General features: G+C 54.7%; 13 protein-coding genes, 4 tRNA genes and 2 rRNA genes. 5 read left to right on the top strand and 14 right to left on the bottom strand.

The window, feature by feature from the left end; translation table 11 throughout:
- Positions 1-21: 21 nt before the first annotated feature.
- Positions 22-1,041: an inner membrane protein YhjD gene (gene yhjD, locus ACR8BF_RS01010; RefSeq protein ID WP_434745443.1), complete on the top strand. Its 1,020-nt coding sequence runs from the start codon at positions 22-24 to the stop codon at positions 1,039-1,041.
- 272 nt (positions 1,042-1,313) lie between these two features.
- Entirely contained in the window at positions 1,314-2,645 is a 1,332-nt protein-coding gene (locus tag ACR8BF_RS01005; protein ID WP_434745442.1) for an MFS transporter, read from the top strand.
- 355 nt (positions 2,646-3,000) lie between these two features.
- On the opposite strand, the gene ilvC is transcribed toward ACR8BF_RS01005, so the two are convergent.
- Positions 3,001-4,476 (bottom strand): ketol-acid reductoisomerase, encoded by a 1,476-nt coding sequence (gene ilvC, locus ACR8BF_RS01000; protein ID WP_033784686.1) that lies wholly within the window; start codon positions 4,474-4,476, stop codon positions 3,001-3,003.
- Positions 4,477-4,638: 162 nt separating this feature from the next.
- Here ilvC and ilvY point away from each other — a divergent pair, with 162 nt between their 5' ends.
- Positions 4,639-5,520: an HTH-type transcriptional activator IlvY gene (gene ilvY, locus ACR8BF_RS00995; protein WP_008926355.1), complete on the top strand. Its 882-nt coding sequence runs from the start codon at positions 4,639-4,641 to the stop codon at positions 5,518-5,520.
- On the opposite strand, the gene ilvA is transcribed toward ilvY, so the two are convergent.
- From ilvA to ilvL, 6 genes are all read right to left on the bottom strand, one after another.
- The gene (gene ilvA, locus ACR8BF_RS00990; RefSeq protein WP_008926356.1) at positions 5,521-7,068 is read right to left on the bottom strand and encodes a threonine ammonia-lyase, biosynthetic; all 1,548 of its coding nucleotides are present in this window, start codon (positions 7,066-7,068) and stop codon (positions 5,521-5,523) included.
- A gap of 2 nt (positions 7,069-7,070) precedes the next feature.
- Positions 7,071-8,921, bottom strand: coding sequence for a dihydroxy-acid dehydratase (gene ilvD, locus ACR8BF_RS00985; RefSeq protein ID WP_095706524.1), 1,851 nt, complete (start codon positions 8,919-8,921; stop codon positions 7,071-7,073).
- A 62-nt stretch (positions 8,922-8,983) separates the two neighbouring features.
- A complete protein-coding gene (locus ACR8BF_RS00980) occupies positions 8,984-9,913 on the bottom strand; it encodes a branched-chain amino acid transaminase (protein ID WP_136196583.1) in 930 nt (309 codons plus the stop codon).
- Between the two features lie 18 nt (positions 9,914-9,931).
- Complete coding sequence (gene ilvM, locus ACR8BF_RS00975) at positions 9,932-10,189, bottom strand: acetolactate synthase 2 small subunit (RefSeq protein ID WP_179898703.1); 258 nt, start codon at positions 10,187-10,189, stop codon at positions 9,932-9,934.
- Positions 10,186-11,832, bottom strand: a complete 1,647-nt coding sequence (ilvG, locus tag ACR8BF_RS00970) for an acetolactate synthase 2 catalytic subunit (RefSeq protein WP_314985396.1) — start codon at positions 11,830-11,832, stop codon at positions 10,186-10,188. Before ilvG ends, ilvM begins: the two co-directional genes overlap by 4 nt.
- A gap of 150 nt (positions 11,833-11,982) precedes the next feature.
- Positions 11,983-12,081, bottom strand: coding sequence for an ilv operon leader peptide (gene ilvL / locus ACR8BF_RS00965; RefSeq protein WP_072101316.1), 99 nt, complete (start codon positions 12,079-12,081; stop codon positions 11,983-11,985).
- A 330-nt stretch (positions 12,082-12,411) separates the two neighbouring features.
- Here ilvL and ACR8BF_RS00960 point away from each other — a divergent pair, with 330 nt between their 5' ends.
- The gene (locus ACR8BF_RS00960) at positions 12,412-13,932 is read left to right on the top strand and encodes a YifB family Mg chelatase-like AAA ATPase (protein WP_434745441.1); all 1,521 of its coding nucleotides are present in this window, start codon (positions 12,412-12,414) and stop codon (positions 13,930-13,932) included.
- A 25-nt stretch (positions 13,933-13,957) separates the two neighbouring features.
- Here the strand turns inward: ACR8BF_RS00960 and ACR8BF_RS00955 are convergent, their stop codons facing one another.
- Positions 13,958-14,296 (bottom strand): DUF413 domain-containing protein, encoded by a 339-nt coding sequence (locus ACR8BF_RS00955; RefSeq protein ID WP_010253568.1) that lies wholly within the window; start codon positions 14,294-14,296, stop codon positions 13,958-13,960.
- 120 nt (positions 14,297-14,416) lie between these two features.
- On the opposite strand from ACR8BF_RS00955, the gene hdfR reads away from it, so the two are divergent.
- Positions 14,417-15,250, top strand: a complete 834-nt coding sequence (gene hdfR / locus ACR8BF_RS00950) for an HTH-type transcriptional regulator HdfR (protein ID WP_008926363.1) — start codon at positions 14,417-14,419, stop codon at positions 15,248-15,250.
- Positions 15,251-15,366: 116 nt separating this feature from the next.
- Here hdfR and ACR8BF_RS00945 read toward each other — a convergent pair.
- The 6 genes from ACR8BF_RS00945 to ACR8BF_RS00920 form a co-directional block, all read right to left on the bottom strand.
- Positions 15,367-15,442 (bottom strand) — tRNA-Trp (locus ACR8BF_RS00945).
- A 7-nt stretch (positions 15,443-15,449) separates the two neighbouring features.
- Positions 15,450-15,526: transfer RNA gene (locus tag ACR8BF_RS00940), tRNA-Asp, on the bottom strand.
- Positions 15,527-15,613: 87 nt separating this feature from the next.
- Positions 15,614-15,729: ribosomal RNA gene (gene rrf, locus ACR8BF_RS00935) — 5S ribosomal RNA — on the bottom strand.
- A gap of 92 nt (positions 15,730-15,821) precedes the next feature.
- Positions 15,822-18,729: ribosomal RNA gene (locus ACR8BF_RS00930) — 23S ribosomal RNA — on the bottom strand.
- Positions 18,730-18,937: 208 nt separating this feature from the next.
- Positions 18,938-19,013: transfer RNA gene (locus ACR8BF_RS00925), tRNA-Ala, on the bottom strand.
- 142 nt (positions 19,014-19,155) lie between these two features.
- Positions 19,156-19,232, bottom strand: a tRNA-Ile gene (locus ACR8BF_RS00920).
- Positions 19,233-19,285 lie beyond the last annotated feature (53 nt).

Below are 19,285 nucleotides of genomic sequence, written 5' to 3'. Positions count from 1 at the left end.
TAAACAGGACAGTGAAGGTCTATGACAGACAAGCAGGAAAACCCACAGGATTTGCAGCCACAAAAGCCGCTTATCGACATTAAAACCGGCAATCACACCGTGGATGAATCCATTGATCGCGTGTCGCGTTTCGCCACCTGGTTTCAGGCTATTCCTGCGGTGGCGCATTTTATCCGCGCCCTTGACCGCTTTAACGATCGGCTCGGCAGCCAGTTTGGTGCGGCCATTACCTATTTCTCATTTTTGTCGCTGATTCCCATTCTGATGGTGTCATTTGCCGCCGTGGGTTTTGTGCTGGCATCAAATCCGGATCTGCTGACTGATATCATCAACAAAATTGTCAGCAGCATCAGCGATCCGACGCTGGCGACCACGTTGAAGAATACGGTGAATACCGCCATTCAACAGCGCGCCACCGTGGGTATCACCGGTTTACTGCTGGCGCTCTACTCCGGTCTTAACTGGATGGGCAACCTGCGTGAAGCGATTCGTGCCCAGTCGCGCGACGTCTGGGAACGCAAACCGGATGACAAAGAGAAGATCTGGAAACGTTACATCCGCGATCTGCTATCGCTGGCTGGACTGATGCTGGCGCTGGTGATTACGCTGTCGCTGACCTCGGTAGCCGGTTCTGCGCAGGCCTCTACCGTGAGTGCACTGGGCCTGGATGGCATCGACTGGTTACGGCCTGCACTGACCATCATCGCCACTTCGATTTCTGTCATGGCTAACTATCTGCTGTTCCTGTGGATTTTCTGGATCCTGCCGCGTCATAAGCCGCGTAAAAAAGCACTGTTCCGCGGCACACTGCTGGCGGCAATCGGCTTTGAGGTGATCAAGTTTGTCATGACGCTGACGCTGCCGAAGATGGCGACGTCGCCTTCCGGTGCGGCCTTTGGTTCCGTACTCGGCCTGATGGCGTTCTTCTACTTCTTTGCCCGCCTGACGCTGTTCTGTGCGGCATGGATCGCCACGGCCAAATATAAAGATGACCCACAGATGCGCGAAGGGGGCAGCGCCTCCCGACACAAAACATCGTAATCCGTTAACAACAGCGGAAAATATCACCCCTCGGCTATTTTTTCATCAGATAACAGGATGAATAGCTGAGGGGTCACTTTTATTTAGCCCTTTCTTAGAGTATCCCGCCAGATATCGTCCGGTTTACCCCGGTATCACCCGCTATTCGCAGTACCACACAAATTATCCACTTTTCACCCGCTGAAGCCAGACGCGGCGCGGGTTTTCATCATTGAATGCGCTCTGGCAGATGCGTAAGATTCTTTGTCTGTATTTACAAATAAGAAACAGTTATGCAAGCCTCTCTCACAGACACGCTCGACAAACAGCAGGATCCCACGCCGGTTAACTCACGCAGTAAAGTGGTGATTGCCTCGCTGGTCGGTACGGCCATCGAATTCTTCGACTTTTATATTTATGCCACGGCTGCGGTGATTGTTTTCCCGCACATTTTCTTCCCGCAGGGTGATGCCACGGTCGCGACGCTACAGTCGCTGGCCACTTTCGCTATCGCCTTTATCGCGCGTCCGATTGGCTCAGCGGTGTTTGGTCATTTTGGCGATCGCGTGGGTCGCAAAGCCACGCTGGTTGCCTCGCTGCTGACCATGGGCATTTCTACCGTGGTAATTGGTCTGCTGCCCAGCTATGAGACGATCGGCGTGATGGCACCGCTGCTACTGGCGCTGGCGCGTTTTGGTCAGGGACTGGGGCTGGGCGGTGAATGGGGTGGCGCGGCGCTGCTGGCGACGGAAAATGCACCGGCAAAGAAGCGTGCGCTTTATGGTTCGTTCCCTCAACTGGGTGCGCCGATTGGCTTTTTCTTCGCTAACGGGACTTTTTTGCTGCTTTCATGGCTGCTGACCGACGAGCAATTTATGCAGTGGGGCTGGCGCGTGCCGTTTATTCTCTCTGCAGTGCTGGTGTTGATTGGCCTCTATGTCCGCGTGTCACTGCATGAAAGCCCGGTGTTTGCCAAAGTGCAGAAAGAGAAAAAGCAGGTTCGGGTGCCGATTGCGGCGCTGCTGAGCAAGCATCTGACCGCCACGATTCTCGGCACCTTTATCATGCTGGCGACCTATACGCTGTTCTATATCATGACTGTCTATTCGATGAGTTATGGCACCACGGCAGCGCCTGCTGGTCTGGGCATCCCGCGTAACAGCATGCTGTGGATGCTGATGCTGGCGGTGATCGGTTTTGGCGTGATGGTGCCGATTGCCGGTTTGCTGGCTGACCGTTTTGGTCGTCGCAAGACGATGATTACTATTACGCTGATGATTATCGCGTTTTCGTTCCTGTTCCCGACGATGCTCGGTTCGGGTTCGCAGGCACTGGTGATGGCGTTTCTGCTGCTGGGTCTGAGCATTATGGGGCTGACGTTTGGCCCGATGGGCGCGCTGCTGCCAGAGCTGTTCCCGACGGAAGTGCGTTATACCGGCGCATCGTTCTCCTATAACCTCTCCTCGATTCTGGGTGCCTCCGTTGCGCCTTATATCGCGACCTGGCTGAATGCGCATTATGGTTTGCAGGCGGTGGGGCTGTATCTGGCATCGATGGCCGTACTGACGCTGATTGCGTTACTCGCCTGTAAAGAGACACGTAATCAGACGCTGTATGACGTTTAATCCGATTGGATGAAGATCAGTGAAACCCGGCAGCCGCCGGGTTTTTTTATGGATTGGATTCAGTAAACAGAGGGGGCATCAGGGGATAGACATGACCCCTGAAGGGCTAAAAAGCATCGCCCTGAGGTCAGGCGAAAGGCTCAGGGATGAGGTGCGTAATCGCGCGGGCAGAGCATGCCAGGGATGGCGGGTTTTGCGTCTTTCCGATCTGACCGTATTGCCTGTACAGGCTCGATCTTACAGCGAAGCAGGCAGTGCAGGCACCGTTCCTACAGCGAACCTTCCAGGCAGTGTTCACAAATAAAAAACCCCGGCAAGCCGGGGTTTGTTTTGCTGAAAATGGTGAAGAGGTTTATTAGCCCGCGACAGCGATACGCTTCATGTCGGTCATGTAGCCACGCAGTTTGCGGCCAACGGTTTCAATCGGATGCTGGCGAACGGCTTCGTTGACGTCACGCAGCTGCGCATTGTCGACCTGCGTGCCTTCAACCGCTTTACCCAGATCGCCTGGCTGCAATGTGGTCATGAACTCTTTCAGCAGCGGAACTGCGGCGAAGGAGAACAGATAGTTACCATATTCGGCAGTATCAGAGATAACCACGTTCATTTCATACAGACGCTTACGGGCGATGGTATTCGCAATCAGCGGCAGCTCATGCAGTGATTCGTAGTAAGCAGACTCTTCAATGATGCCAGCGTCTACCATGGTTTCAAACGCCAGCTCAACGCCCGCTTTAACCATCGCTACCATCACAACACCTTTGTCGTAGTACTCCTGCTCTTCGATTTTGCCTTCATACTGTGAGGCGGTTTCGAATGCGGTCTGGCCGGTCTCTTCACGCCAGGTCAGCAGGTTTTTATCATCATTCGCCCAGTCAGCCATCATGCCGGAAGAGAATTCACCGGAGATGATGTCATCCATGTGCTTCTGGAACAGCGGCGCCATGATGGTTTTCAGCTGTTCCGACAGTGCATAAGCGCGCAGCTTCGCCGGGTTAGAAAGACGATCCATCATCAGGGTGATACCACCAAATTTCAGTGACTCGGTGATGGTTTCCCAGCCGAACTGAATCAGTTTTTCTGCGTAAGCCGGGTCGGTCCCTTCAGCCACCAGCTTGTCGAAGCAGAGCAGTGAACCGGCCTGCAACATACCGCACAGGATAGTCTGCTCACCCATCAGGTCTGATTTCACTTCTGCTACGAAGGAGGACTCCAGTACGCCAGCACGATCGCCGCCAGTCGCTGCTGCCCAGGCTTTAGCAATCGCCATGCCTTCGCCTTTAGGATCGTTTTCCGGGTGAACCGCGATCAGCGTCGGCACACCAAAGCCACGTTTGTACTCTTCACGCACTTCAGTTCCCGGGCACTTCGGTGCCACCATCACGACGGTGATGTCTTTACGAATGCTTTCGCCCACTTCAACGATGTTGAAACCGTGTGAGTAACCCAGCGCAGCGCCATCTTTCATCAGCGGCTGAACAGCCTGAACCACAGCAGAGTGCTGCTTGTCTGGAGTCAGGTTAACCACCAGGTCAGCCTGCGGGATCAGATCTTCGTAAGTCCCCACTTTGAAACCGTTATCGGTCGCTTTGCGCCATGAAGGGCGTTTTTCCGCAATCGCTTCGGCACGCAGTGCATAGGCGACGTCCAGACCGGAATCACGCATGTTCAGACCCTGGTTCAGGCCCTGCGCACCACAGCCAACGATAACGACTTTTTTGCCTTTCAGGAAACTGGCACCATCCGCGAATTCATCACGCGCCATGAAACGACATTTGCCTAATTGCGCCAGCTGGTTGCGCAGGTTCAATGTGTTGAAATAGTTAGCCATGAGTACTCCGGTAAGGTTGTGTTTGCTTTTTTTGTTCAGGAACGGCGAATCATGCAGCGCCGCGAATGACCCCATCATATGACAGGAATTCTGTTGCTTAAATTGATATATTAACAACGTCACATTGCAATAAATGCAACACCACCCAGAGGCGACGCGCACATGGATTTACGGGATCTGAAGCTGTTTCTTCATCTGGCAGAAAGCTGCCACTTCGGGCGCACTGCGCGTGCTATGCACGTCAGCCCTTCCACGCTGTCACGCCAGATCCAGCGGCTTGAAGAAGATGTCGGCCATGCGCTGTTTCTGCGCGATAACCGCACCGTGACGCTGACGGAAGCGGGCGAACGCCTGCGCCAGTTTGCCCAGCAGACACTTTTGCAGTATCAGCAACTGCGCCATGTGATGGATCTTAACGGCCCATCACTCAGCGGCGAACTACGCCTGTTCTGTTCTGTGACGGCGGCCTATAGTCATCTGCCGCCAATCCTTGACCGTTTTCGCGCTGAACATCCGCAGGTTGAAATCAAACTGGATACCGGCGATGCCGCGGATGCGGTGGAAAAAGTGCACTCCGGCGATGCCGATCTGGCGATTGCGGGACGGCCTGAAACCCTGCCCGCCAGCATTGATTTTATGCCACTGGGGCTGATCCCGCTGGTACTGATTGCGCCTGCGCTGCCCTGTGCTGTTCGCACCCAGGCCACACAGCCGCAGCCCGACTGGTCAAAAATTCCGTTTATCCTGCCGGTGCAGGGGCCTGCACGACGGCGTATCGACCTCTGGTTCCGCCGTCAGCGCATACCGAATCCGGTGATTTACGCCACAGTATCGGGTCATGAGGCGATTGTCTCAATGGTGGCGCTGGGCTGTGGTATTGCACTGTTGCCGGATGTGGTGCTGGAGAACAGCCCGGACCCGGTGCGTAACCGCGTGCTGTTACTGGAGAATATTGACTCGGTTGCACCGTTCGAGCTCGGCATTTGCGTGCAAAAAAAGCGGCTCGGAGAGCCGCTGATCAGTGCTTTCTGGAGCCAGCTGTAATCAGTTGCCTGACAGGAAGAAGCGGAACGCCGGGTTCTGGCTTTCGTCATGAAAGTCGTAACCCAGATCGGTGAGATGCTCCTCGAAACGTGGCTCATCGCTGCCGAGTTCAAAAGCTGCCAGCACACGACCATAGTCGGTGCCGTGGCTGCGGTAATGAAACAGCGAGATATTCCAGTGAGTGCCCAGCGTCTGCAGGAACTTCAGCAATGCGCCAGGTGCCTCCGGGAATTCAAAGCTGAAGAGCCGTTCACGCAGCGGCTTGGAGGGACGTCCACCCACCATGTAGCGCACGTGCAATTTCGCCATCTCATCATCTGAAAGATCGACCACCTGATAACCGCCGCTGGTGAGCTCGCTGATGATTTCGCTACGCTCCTCCACGCCACGGGTCAGACGCACGCCAACAAAGATGCAGGCTTTGTCCGCATCCGCGTAGCGGTAGTTGAACTCGGTGATGGAACGTCCGCCCAGCGTCTGGCAGAAGCGCAGGAAGCTGCCCTGCTGTTCCGGGATGGTGACGGCCAGCAGCGCTTCACGCTGTTCGCCCAGCTCACAACGCTCGGAGACGTAACGCAGGCCGTGGAAGTTGACGTTGGCACCTGATAACACATGCGCCAGCCGCTCGCCTTTGATCTCGTGCTGCTGGATATACTTTTTCATGCCCGCCAGCGCCAGCGCGCCAGACGGCTCCGCCACGGCACGAACATCTTCGAACAGATCTTTCATCGCCGCGCAAATCGCATCGCTATCGACGGTGATAATGTCATCGATGTAAGCCTGACAGAGCCGGAAAGTTTCGCTGCCAATCCGTTTGACCGCTACGCCTTCGGCAAACAGCCCGACGCGCGGCAGATCGACCGGATGACCCGCTTCCAGTGCAGCTTTCAGGCAGGCTGAATCTTCTGATTCCACCGCAATCACTTTGATTTGCGGCATGAGTTGCTTAATCAGCACAGCCACGCCGGCCGCCAGACCGCCGCCGCCAACCGGGACAAAGACCCGGTCGAGGTGCGCATCCTGCTGCAACAGCTCCATCGCCAGCGTGCCCTGTCCGGCAATGACAGCCGGATGGTCAAATGGCGGCACGAAGGTGTAGCCGCGCTGTTCAGCGAGTTCTATCGCTTTGGCTTTCGCCTCATCAAAGTTGGCGCCAAACAGGAAAGCCTCACCGCCAAATGCGCGCACTGCATCAACCTTGATGTCTGCGGTCGCCAGCGGCATCACAATCAGTGACTTGATGCCCAGTTTCGTCGCGGAGAGTGCCACGCCCTGCGCATGGTTACCGGCTGACGCCGTCACCACGCCGCGCGCTTTCTGCTCTTCGTTCAGACCGGCAATCATCGCGTAAGCACCGCGCACTTTGAAACTGTGCACCGGCTGGCGATCTTCCCGCTTCACCAGAATGGTGTTGCCGAGACGCGCTGAAATTTTTTCCATAACCTGCAGCGGCGTCACCTGTGCAACTTCATACACCGGGGAACGCAGCACTGCGCGCAAATATTCGGCGCCGCCAGGCGCGTCAGGTAGCGGTTGAGACTCGGCCATTTTTAGCCTCCCAGCTTGCTCTTATCGCGGACGGCGCCTTTGTCAGCACTGGTCGCGAGTAATGCGTAAGCACGCAGCGCAAAGGAGACTTCACGCTGGCGATTGACCGGCGTATACGCCGCATCGCCACGTGCCTGCTGCTCTTCACGGCGGGCGTGCAGTTCGTTATCCGGCACAGCGAGTTTGATGCCGCGATTAGGGATATCGATTTCAATGGTGTCGCCATCTTTGACCAGCGCAATGGTGCCGCCGTTGGCTGCTTCAGGCGAAGCGTGACCGATAGAGAGGCCCGATGTACCGCCGGAGAAGCGACCGTCAGTGATCAGTGCACAGCTTTTGCCCAGGCCCATCGATTTCAGATAGGTGGTCGGATAGAGCATTTCCTGCATGCCCGGTCCGCCTTTTGGTCCTTCGTAGCGGATGACGACCACGTCGCCTGCTACGACTTTGCCGCCCAGAATCGCTTCTACCGCGTCATCCTGACTTTCATAGACTTTAGCCGGACCGGTGAAGGTCAGAATCTCTTTGTCGACGCCCGCCGTTTTAACGATACAGCCATCTTCGGCGATATTGCCGTAAAGCACGGCCAGACCGCCATCCTGCGAGTAAGCATTTTCGCGGGTACGGATACAGCCTTCGGCACGGTCATCATCCAGCGTGTCCCAGCGGCAGTTCTGCGAGAATGCCTGGGTGGTACGGATGCCCGCCGGGCCAGCGCGGAACATATCTTTAACCGCCTGATCTTTGGTCAGCATGATGTCGTACTGATCCAGTGTTTCACGCATCGTCTGCTGCAGGATATTACGGGCGCTGCTGTCGAACAGGCCTGCGCGATCCAGCTCGCCGAGAATGGCAAAAACGCCGCCCGCGCGATGCACATCTTCCATGTGGTATTTCGGGGTGCTTGGCGCGACTTTACACAGCTGAGGCACTTTACGTGACAGGCGATCGATGTCGGAAATATTGAAGTCGATGTCGCCTTCCTGTGCCGCCGCCAGCAGGTGCAGTACGGTGTTGGTGGAACCGCCCATGGCGATATCCAGCATCATGGCGTTTTCGAACGCGGCCTTGTTTGCGATGTTACGCGGCAGCATGTTGACGTCATCCTGCTCGTAGTAGCGCTTGGTCAGACTGACGATGCGCTTACCGGCATTGATGAACAGCTCTTTGCGATCGGCGTGCGTTGCCAGCAGTGAACCGTTGCCAGGCTGCGACAGGCCGAGTGCTTCAGTCAGGCAGTTCATCGAGTTGGCGGTGAACATACCAGAACAGGAGCCGCAGGTCGGGCAGGCAGAGCGTTCAATCTGATCGCTGTCGGCATCGCTGACGTTCGGGTTGGCACCCTGAATCATCGCATCCACCAGGTCCAGCTTGATGATCTGATCAGAAAGCTTGGTTTTACCCGCTTCCATCGGGCCGCCGGAAACAAAGATCACCGGGATATTGAGGCGCAGGGACGCCATCAGCATACCTGGGGTGATTTTGTCGCAGTTGGAGATGCAGACCATGGCGTCGGCGCAGTGCGCGTTGACCATGTACTCGACCGAGTCAGCAATCAGTTCGCGCGAAGGCAGTGAATACAGCATGCCGCCATGACCCATGGCAATACCGTCATCCACCGCGATGGTGTTGAACTCTTTAGCCACACCGCCAGCCGCTTCGATCTGTTCGGCAACCAGTTTACCCAGGTCGCGCAGGTGAACGTGGCCAGGTACAAATTGGGTGAATGAGTTAACCACAGCGATAATCGGCTTGCCGAAATCGTCGTCGGTCATTCCTGTCGCGCGCCATAAGGCACGGGCACCCGCCATATTGCGGCCGTGGGTGGTAGTGGCGGAACGGTACTTAGGCATACTCTATTTACTCCAGTAAGAATAAGCTCGCGGACGTCAGATGACGCCCGCGCTGTATCTGATTATGGATTAACCGGATCTAACCAGCCCCATTTGTCTTCGGTTTCGCCAGTGAACAGGCCAAAGAAGGCTTCCTGGATACGTTTGGTGACCGGACCACGTTTGCCTTCGCCAACCTGAATGCGATCAACGCTGCGCACTGGTGTGATTTCTGCGGCGGTGCCTGACATAAAGATTTCGTCTGCCAGGTAAAGTGATTCACGCGACAGCGTCTGCTCACGCACTTCAATGCCCATATCGCGCGCCAGCGTGATGATGGCATCGCGGGTGATACCCGGCAGTGCCGAAGAGGTAAATGGCGGTGTATAGAGCACGCCATCTTTAACTTCAAACAGGTTTTCGCCTGCACCTTCGGAGATCAGGCCATTGGTATCCAGCGCGATCCCTTCCTGATAGCCGTGACGACGAGCTTCGCTGCCCACCAGCAGTGAGGAGAGGTAGTTACCCCCTGCTTTAGCGGCGGTTGGCAGGGTATTTGGCGCAACGCGGTTCCATGAGGAGACCATGGCATCGATGCCGTTCTCCAGCGCTTCAGCACCCAGATATGCGCCCCACGGGAAGGCAGCAATGATCACGTCGGTGGTGAAGCCGTCTGGCGGGTTCACGCCCAGGCCCACATCGCCGACAAAGGCCAGCGGACGGATATAAGCACTTTTCAGTTTGTTCACGCGGATGACTTCGCGGCACGCTTCCATCAGCTCATCAACGCTGCTTTTAATCGGGAAGCGGTAGATTTTGGCGGAGTCGTGCAGACGTTGCATGTGTTCGCGATGACGGAACACAACCGGTCCTTTGTGAGAGTCGTAGCAACGCACGCCTTCAAATACCGACGTACCGTAGTGCAACGCGTGAGACATGACGCTGACCTTCGCATCTTCCCACTTAACCATCTCGCCATTGAACCAAATAAAGTCTGCTTTCTTCGTGCTCATTGTTATTCCCTCTCGCGGCTACGCGCGGATTTGTTGTGTTGTCTGTTGTTGAATCTGAACGCATGCAACGTCGATCAATTTACTTAACTGCGAAGACAGTAAATCGACGGAGCGCTGGCTGGCAACGGTCATTTCAATATTAATGTTGTCTGCGTTGGCGACTGAGGCCATGTTCATAGAACAGACCTGAAAGCCGCGGTGACGCACGACGCGTAAGATGCGCTCCAATATTTCAGGACGGAAACGGGCTTCGATAGACAATTGATGCTGGTTCATACGGTTTTCTCCATCATGTTTGCATTGCTGGCACCCGGCGGTACCAGTGGCCAGACGTTTTCATGCTCATCTATTGCAACATGCAGGAAGTAAGGACCTTCGCTGTTCAGCAGAGCATCAAGGGCGGCGTCGACCTGATCTTTACGGGTAATGCGCTGGCCGGGGATGTTGAACGCGCTGGCCAGCGTGAGGAAGTCGGGATTGTCGGACAGATTGGTTTCACTGTAGCGGCCATCGAAAAAGAGCTGCTGCCACTGACGCACCATACCCAGACGCTGGTTATCCATCAGTACGATTTTGACCGGCAGCTTGCCGCGCTTAATCGTGCCCAGCTCCTGGATGTTCATCATGATCGAGCCATCGCCCGAAACACAGATAACCGTATCTTCCGGACGTGCAACCTGCGCGCCGATAGCGGCTGGTAAACCAAAGCCCATGGTGCCTAAGCCACTGGAGGTGATGAAGTTCTCCGGCGCACTGAATGCCATGTGTTGCGCCGTCCACATCTGGTGCTGCCCGACGTCGGTGGTAACCACGGCATTGGCCGGTTTGCGGTCGGAAAGCTGCTTCAGCAACAGCGGCGCATAGATCGCTTCGCCCGGATGGTCATAGCGCCATGGATGACTGGCTTTAAGGGCTTTCACCTCATCACGCCAGGCGTCGATATGCAGAGGCTGACTCAGGGCAGGCAGCAGTTCGTTGAGATCGCCCTGCAGAGAGACATGTGCGCGACGCAATTTGTTTAACTCAGCAGGATCGATGTCGAGATGAATTACGCTGGCGTGCGGTGCAAAGGTATCCAGCTTGCCGGTTACGCGGTCGTCGAATCGGGCACCGATTGCGATCAGCAGGTCACACGCCTGTACGGCCAGATTGGCGGCTTTGGTGCCGTGCATCCCCAGCATGCCCATATAGACATCACTGTTTGGATCCACGCTGCCCAGCCCCTTCAGGGTAGCCACAGCCGGGATGCCGGTCTCTTCTGCCAGCGCGCGCAGTGCAGGAACTGCCTGTGCCAGACCCACTCCACCGCCAACGTAAAGCATTGGTTTTCTGGCCTGCGCCATCAGTGCACGTGCTTCGTGAATCGCCTGATGTGGCAGTGCGCTTCCCTCTTCTACCGGAACCAGATGCGGTACGGGTTCACCCTGTGCAATCTGAATGTCTTTCGGAATATCAACCAGCACCGGACCCGGACGACCCGACTGCGCCAGCGCAAAGGCTTCTGCCATGATAGCGGGCAGCTCATCCAGAGATTCGACCAGGAAGCTGTGTTTGGTACAGGCCAGCGAGAGTCCCAGGACGTCGATCTCCTGGAAGGCATCGGTGCCGATAAAGGCAGAGGTAACCTGACCGGTGATGGCGACAACCGGAACCGAATCCATCATGGCATCCGCCAGGCCAGTGATCAGGTTAGTTGCGCCAGGACCTGAAGTGGCGATACAGACGCCAGTTTTGCCGGTTGATCGGGCATAGCCAATGGCCGCCATCACAGCGCCCTGCTCATGACGACACAGTAGGTGTTCCACGCCGCCGTCATAGAGCGCGTCGTATACCGGCATGATTGCGCCGCCAGGGTAACCAAATACGGTATCAACACCTTGCGCGCGTAAAGCCTGAACTACCCACTGTGCACCTGTCATCGCTATTCTCCTGTGTCCTGACCGGAACAACAGAATTTTATGCTACTGTTCATTGTTTGTTCCTTGTGGATTTACTGATATTTCCTCGGGTCGAAAAAAAACCCCCGGACCTTTCGGTGCGGGGGTTTTTTCGGATTCGAGGCTTGATTTTTAAGCCTTTCTTTCTCCAAGCGTTGCCCCGCACGGTAGGTTAATAACCACCACCACGCTAATCACGACCAGGCTAATCACTTGTAGAAGGGCTTTCATGTGTTGTTCAATTCTTTTTCGTGTTCGAAGTAATGCCTACAGAGTTATCATAGTCAGGGGTGACGACACAACTTTTTTCACAGACTTTTTTTAGTGCATAACGCTGAATGGCGCACTATCGATTTGTAAAACAAGAAAAAATCATATGATGATAATTATTCATCACTTTAGTGACGTAATGATGTTTTGGCGAATTTGTGCGCAGCCACACAACGTTTTAATACGTCATGGAATAATCACTTATGGGCTGTGCGATACCCCGAACCGTGCTGATCATCTCCTCGCCTTCCTTTAACGCTGTCGCCAGACTGGTGGCAACAAGGAGCGAGTATGTCATTGTCAAAAGTTCTGACCCGGGCAGCACTGGGAGTCCAGGCCCCGCTGGTGACCATTGAAGCACACATCAGTAACGGCCTGCCTGCATTAACACTGGTGGGTCTGCCTGAAATCACTGTGAAAGAAGCACGTGAGCGGGTACGCAGCGCCATCATCAACAGCGGTTTTACCTTTCCGGCAAAACGCGTCACCATCAATCTGGCACCGGCGGATTTACCCAAAGAGGGCGGGCGGTATGACTTACCCATGGCAATCGCCATTCTGGTCGCCTCTGAGCAGCTTCCTGCCGACAAGCTGACGCACTATGAGTTTCTGGGTGAACTGGCACTCGACGGCGCACTATGCGGTGTACAGGGCGCAATACCTGCAGCCATGGTGGCTATCCGGGATGGGCGGCAGCTCGTTCTCTCGGCTGAAAATCAGGGTGATGCCGGACTCATCCGGCAGGGTACGTCGCTGGTCGCCGCTCACCTCAGCGAAGTGTGCGGCTTTCTGCGCAATGAGCTTACATTACCAGCAGCCCAATACCCAGAGCATCAGGGCGATGCGCCTGCTGAGGATCTCGCGGATATCATTGGTCAGGAACAGGGTCGCAGAGCACTGGAGATCACTGCAGCTGGCGGGCACAACCTGTTACTGATTGGGCCACCTGGCACCGGTAAAACCATGCTCGCAACCCGACTGCCTGGCATTATGCCTGCTTTAAGCGATCAGGAAGCACTGGAGTGCGCGGCAATTGCCAGCCTGGTGAACAACAGTGCCCTGCACCGACAGTGGCGCACCCGGCCATTCAGGTCACCTCATCATAGCGCGTCTCTCTATGCTTTAATTGGCGGCGGATCGCTGCCACGGCCCGGTGAGATCTCACTGGCACATAACGGCGTGTTGTTCCTGGATGAGTTACCGGAATTTGATCGCAAGGTGCTGGACTCCCTGCGCGAGCCGTTAGAGTCGGGCATCATCGCTATTTCACGTACCCGCGCTAAAGTCACCTACCCGGCACGGTTTCAGCTCATTGCTGCGATGAACCCCAGTCCAACCGGGCATTATCAGGGACAGCATAACCGCTGCTCACCCCAACAGGTGCTCCGGTATCTCAGTAAGCTATCAGGCCCTTTTCTTGATCGTTTTGATCTTTCGCTGGAGGTGCCACTACTGCCGAGTGGCATGCTCAGCGGTCAGCGTGCCAGAGCGGAAGCGTCTGAGCAGGTTCGTTATAGGGTGGTCGCGGCACGTGAGATTCAGCTGGCTCGCGCAGGCAAAATAAATGCGCATTTAAACAATGCGGAGATTATGCGCTGGTGTCAGCCTGCTAAAGAGGATGCCGAGTGGCTGGAGTCCGTGCTGGAGAAGTTAGGTTTATCGGTACGGGCATGGCAGCGGATTTTGAAAGTGGCACGCACGGTAGCCGATCTGGCGGGGGATGCAGACATCACACGATATCATCTGCAGGAAGCCGTCAGTTATCGCACGATTGATCGATTGATGATTCATCTGCATAACAGCCTGCAATAAAAAAGGGGCTTTCGCCCCTTATCAATTAATCGTCGCTGTCAGTAAAGTCTTCAACGGTGTCCATCTGCGGTTTACCGCCAGACAGCGTATGAAAACGCTTAGGACGCTTAATACGGGTCATATATTTAGACCAAACACGTTCAGCTTCCGTTTGCGGCTCACGCACGCCACGACACACTTCAATAAACAAACGTTCTTCTTCGGTCGCAGGCTCACGCTTTGATAAATCCAGCTCATTAAAAGCGAAACCGTGGCGTTCAAGAAGCTGAGCTTCTTTAATAGTAAAGTCACCGTGGCGTGAGAAACCACGCGGGTAATGTTTGTTATCAAAGAAACGATTCTCTGTTGAGAAGCTTTCCGCCATGTTACACGCTCCTGATTTTCTAATGCCGTGCTGTTAATGGCGCGGAGTATTAGATAGGCTTGACAGAGTGTAAAACAAAACATTTAAATCTATACGACAAACATTTTTTGGGAGAACGCTGTGGATACGGAATTACTGAAAACTTTCCTGGAAGTGAGCAGAACACGCCATTTCGGGCGTGCTGCAGAAGCACTTTACCTTACGCAATCTGCTGTCAGTTTTCGCATCCGTCAGTTGGAGAATCAGCTTGGCGTTAATCTTTTTACACGGCATCGCAATAACATACGTCTGACTGCGGCCGGAGAGCGACTGCTTCCTTATGCTGAAAGCCTGATGAGCACCTGGATGATGGCTAAGAAGGAGGTTTCTCACACTCAGCAGCATCATGAGCTTTCGATAGGTGCCAGTGCATCTCTGTGGGAGGCTTATCTTACGCCATGGCTACAGACGCTGTATGAGAATCGTGAGAGCCTGCATTTAGAAGCACGCGTGGCACAGCGGCATCTGCTGGTTAAGCAGCTCCATGAGCGCCAGCTGGATTTGTTGATCACCACTGAAGCGCCGAAAATGGATGAGTTAACCAGTCAGCAGATTGGTCACATTTCACTCGCGTTGTTTTGTGCCCGGCAGAGCGAAAAACGCGAAAAATATGATTATATTAAGCTGGAATGGGGGGCAGATTTTCATCAGCACCAGAGCTACCTCTCGGGGGCTGATGATGTGCCAGTACTATCCACAACGTCGGCGCATGTCACCCGTGAACTGCTGCATACCACGGGAGCGTGCGCTTTCCTGCCGGACTTCTGGCAGAGCGTTTACAGTGAGTTGATGATGATTCCGGATACGCCTGTTGCCGTTCGTCCGCTCTATGCTGTCTGGTTGCAGAACAGCGATCAGCAGGCACATATCCGTCAGTTGCTTAAATTCCCGATTCTGGTCAGGCAAAACAGCTGAATTTGCAGGCAGGGATTAAACAGATAAGAACAGAGGCCAGTTAGTGTTAGCTGGTTTTTCTTTTTGCTTTCTTAAAAGCAAAAAAAAATCCTTTGCCGAAGCAAAGGATCGTTTTCTGGCAGGGGCGGAGGGACTCGAACCCCCAACACCCGGTTTTGGAGACCGGTGCTCTACCAATTGAACTACGCCCCTAATAGGGTGGCGGAACGGACGGGGCTCGAACCCGCGACCCCCTGCGTGACAGGCAGGTATTCTAACCAACTGAACTACCGCTCCACCGATTCTTTCACAGCGCTCAGCAACCGGCTGAGAGCCGTCTGTTCCTGTTATTTTCCCTGTCAGAGGAAAAGGAACGAATTTGATGCCTGGCAGTTCCCTACTCTCGCATGGGGAGACCCCACACTACCATCGGCGCTACGGCGTTTCACTTCTGAGTTCGGCATGGGGTCAGGTGGGACCACCGCGCTAAAGCCGCCAGGCAAATTCTGTCTCCGCGCCGCCCGTTAAGGCCGCGCAGATTATCCGGTACAAGGCTGAAAATCGTGTCTCTCAAAAACGCCTCTGGCGTTGTAAGGTTAAGCCTCACGGGTCATTAGTACCGGTTAGCTCAACGCATCGCTGCGCTTACACACCCGGCCTATCAACGTCGTAGTCTTCAACGTCCCTTCAGGACTCTCAAGGAGTCAGGGAGAACTCATCTCGGGGCAAGTTTCGTGCTTAGATGCTTTCAGCACTTATCTTTTCCGCACTTAGCTACCGGGCAATGCCATTGGCATGACAACCCGAACACCAGTGGTGCGTTCACTCCGGTCCTCTCGTACTAGGAGCAACCCCCCTCAATTCTCCAGCGCCCACGGCAGATAGGGACCGAACTGTCTCACGACGTTCTAAACCCAGCTCGCGTACCACTTTAAACGGCGAACAGCCGTACCCTTGGGACCTACTTCAGCCCCAGGATGTGATGAGCCGACATCGAGGTGCCAAACACCGCCGTCGATATGAACTCTTGGGCGGTATCAGCCTGTTATCCCCGGAGTACCTTTTATCCGTTGAGCGATGGCCCTTCCATTCAGAACCACCGGATCACTATGACCTGCTTTCGCACCTGCTCGAGCCGTCACTCTCGCAGTCAAGCCAGCTTATGCCATTGCACTAACCTCACGATGTCCGACCGTGATTAGCTGACCTTCGTGCTCCTCCGTTACTCTTTAGGAGGAGACCGCCCCAGTCAAACTACCCACCAGACACTGTCCGCAGCCCGGGTAACGGGCCTACGTTAGAACATCAAACATTAAAGGGTGGTATTTCAAGGTTGGCTCCACGCGAACTGGCGTCCGCGCTTCAAAGCCTCCCACCTATCCTACACATCAAGGCTCAATGTTCAGTGTCAAGCTGTAGTAAAGGTTCACGGGGTCTTTCCGTCTTGCCGCGGGTACACTGCATCTTCACAGCGAGTTCAATTTCACTGAGTCTCGGGTGGAGACAGCCTGGCCATCATTACGCCATTCGTGCAGGTCGGAACTTACCCGACAAGGAATTTCGCTACCTTAGGACCGTTATAGTTACGGCCGCCGTTTACCGGGGCTTCGATCAAGAGCTTCTCCTTGCGGATAACCCCATCAATTAACCTTCCGGCACCGGGCAGGCGTCACACCGTATACGTCCACTTTCGTGTTTGCACAGTGCTGTGTTTTTAATAAACAGTTGCAGCCAGCTGGTATCTTCGACTGGCTTCGGCTCGGGGAGCAGGTCCCTCCACCTACGCGCCAGCGTGCCTTCTCCCGAAGTTACGGCACCATTTTGCCTAGTTCCTTCACCCGAGTTCTCTCAAGCGCCTTGGTATTCTCTACCTGACCACCTGTGTCGGTTTGGGGTACGATTCTGTGTTACCTGATGCTTAGAGGCTTTTCCTGGAAGCTGGGCATTTATCACTTCAGCACCGTAGTGCCTCGTCGTCACGCCTCAGCGTTGATAAGGGACCGGATTTACCTGGACCCTCCGCCTACACGCTTAAACCGGGACAACCGTCGCCCGGCTGATATAGCCTTCTCCGTCCCCCCTTCGCAGTAACACCGAGTACAGGAATATTAACCTGTTTCCCATCGACTACGCCTTTCGGCCTCGCCTTAGGGGTCGACTCACCCTGCTCCGATTAACGTTGAACAGGAACCCTTGGTCTTCCGGCGAGCGGGCTTTTCACCCGCTTTATCGTTACTTATGTCAGCATTCGCACTTCTGATACCTCCAGCAGCCCTCACAGGCCACCTTCGACGGCTTACAGAACGCTCCCCTACCCAACAACACATAGTGTCGCTGCCGCAGCTTCGGTGCATGGTTTAGCCCCGTTACATCTTCCGCGCAGGCCGACTCGACCAGTGAGCTATTACGCTTTCTTTAAATGATGGCTGCTTCTAAGCCAACATCCTGGCTGTCTGTGCCTTCCCACATCGTTTCCCACTTAACCATGACTTTGGGACCTTAGCTGGCGGTCTGGGTTGTTTCCCTCTTCACGACGGACGTTAGCACCCGCCGTGTGTCTCCCGTGATAACATTCTCCGGTATTCGCAGTTTGCATCGGGTTGGTAAGCCGGGATGGCCCCCTAGCCGAAACAGTGCTCTACCCCCGAAGATGAGTTCACGAGGCGCTACCTAAATAGCTTTCGGGGAGAACCAGCTATCTCCCGGTTTGATTGGCCTTTCACCCCCAGCCACAGGTCATCCGCTAATTTTTCAACATTAGTCGGTTCGGTCCTCCAGTTAGTGTTACCCAACCTTCAACCTGCCCATGGCTAGATCACCGGGTTTCGGGTCTATACCCTGCAACTTAACGCCCAGTTAAGACTCGGTTTCCCTGCGGCTCCCCTATACGGTTAACCTTGCTACAGAATATAAGTCGCTGACCCATTATACAAAAGGTACGCAGTCACCCCCATAAAGAAGGCTCCCACTGCTTGTACGTACACGGTTTCAGGTTCTGTTTCACTCCCCTCGCCGGGGTTCTTTTCGCCTTTCCCTCACGGTACTGGTTCACTATCGGTCAGTCAGGAGTATTTAGCCTTGGAGGATGGTCCCCCCATATTCAGACAGGATACCACGTGTCCCGCCTTACTCATCGAGCTCACAGCATATGTGCTTTTGTGTACGGGAGTATCACCCTGTACCCTGCGACTTTCCAGACGCTTCCACTAACACACATGCTGATTCAGGCTCTGGGCTGCTCCCCGTTCGCTCGCCGCTACTGGGGGAATCTCGGTTGATTTCTTTTCCTCGGGGTACTTAGATGTTTCAGTTCCCCCGGTTCGCCTTGCAGCACTATGTATTCATGCTGCAATGATGCACAGAGTGCACCGGGTTTCCCCATTCGGACATCGACGGCTGTAGCGGTTCATATCACCTTACCGTCGCTTTACGCAGATTAGCACGTCCTTCATCGCCTCTGACTGCCTGGGCATCCACCGTGTACGCTTAGTCGCTTAACCTCACAACCCACAGGCGTTTTACAACGCTTGCAAGTCACGAGCATTTGAGAGACTCGAACGCATCGTGCTTTTCATTCTTATTACGGAGAATGAAAACGACGCGTCGTTTCAATTTTCAGCTTGTTCCGGATTGTTAAAGAGCATAATACTTCGCAGCGCACCGTTGCCGGTACGCTCTGAAGTATTCAGAAAAAACAGATTAACGGTATGGTGGAGCTAAGCGGGATCGAACCGCTGACCTCCTGCGTGCAAGGCAGGCGCTCTCCCAGCTGAGCTATAGCCCCATACAGTTACTGCAGAGACCACTACTACCACTCAACCGAGTACACTTCGTGAGAAATGCAATTCGTGCTCAGGCAAGGCATGTTTCCGCGAAGCATAGTGAACTATGCGAGCCGGGAACATAACGCAGCGTGAGTGCGAATTTGGTAGGCCTGAGTGGACTTGAACCACCGACCTCACCCTTATCAGGGGTGCGCTCTAACCACCTGAGCTACAAGCCTGTAGAGGTTTTTTCTGCTCGTTACTTTTTATCAGACAATCTGTGTGGACACTG

Origin of the sequence: Candidatus Pantoea rara (genome assembly GCF_051136265.1) — a bacterium.
Classification (GTDB): domain Bacteria; phylum Pseudomonadota; class Gammaproteobacteria; order Enterobacterales; family Enterobacteriaceae; genus Pantoea; species Pantoea rara.
This window is presented reverse-complemented; position numbering and strand designations above follow the sequence as displayed.

Coding starts and splice junctions, on each gene's coding strand:
- yhjD (WP_434745443.1), top strand. CDS start 22: ATGACAGACAAGCAGGAAAACCCACAGGATTTGCAGCCACAAAAGCCG.
- ACR8BF_RS01005 (WP_434745442.1), top strand. CDS start 1,314: ATGCAAGCCTCTCTCACAGACACGCTCGACAAACAGCAGGATCCCACG.
- ilvC (WP_033784686.1), bottom strand. CDS start 4,476: ATGGCTAACTATTTCAACACATTGAACCTGCGCAACCAGCTGGCGCAA.
- ilvY (WP_008926355.1), top strand. CDS start 4,639: ATGGATTTACGGGATCTGAAGCTGTTTCTTCATCTGGCAGAAAGCTGC.
- ilvA (WP_008926356.1), bottom strand. CDS start 7,068: ATGGCCGAGTCTCAACCGCTACCTGACGCGCCTGGCGGCGCCGAATAT.
- ilvD (WP_095706524.1), bottom strand. CDS start 8,921: ATGCCTAAGTACCGTTCCGCCACTACCACCCACGGCCGCAATATGGCG.
- ACR8BF_RS00980 (WP_136196583.1), bottom strand. CDS start 9,913: ATGAGCACGAAGAAAGCAGACTTTATTTGGTTCAATGGCGAGATGGTT.
- ilvM (WP_179898703.1), bottom strand. CDS start 10,189: ATGAACCAGCATCAATTGTCTATCGAAGCCCGTTTCCGTCCTGAAATA.
- ilvG (WP_314985396.1), bottom strand. CDS start 11,832: ATGACAGGTGCACAGTGGGTAGTTCAGGCTTTACGCGCGCAAGGTGTT.
- ilvL (WP_072101316.1), bottom strand. CDS start 12,081: ATGAAAGCCCTTCTACAAGTGATTAGCCTGGTCGTGATTAGCGTGGTG.
- ACR8BF_RS00960 (WP_434745441.1), top strand. CDS start 12,412: ATGTCATTGTCAAAAGTTCTGACCCGGGCAGCACTGGGAGTCCAGGCC.
- ACR8BF_RS00955 (WP_010253568.1), bottom strand. CDS start 14,296: ATGGCGGAAAGCTTCTCAACAGAGAATCGTTTCTTTGATAACAAACAT.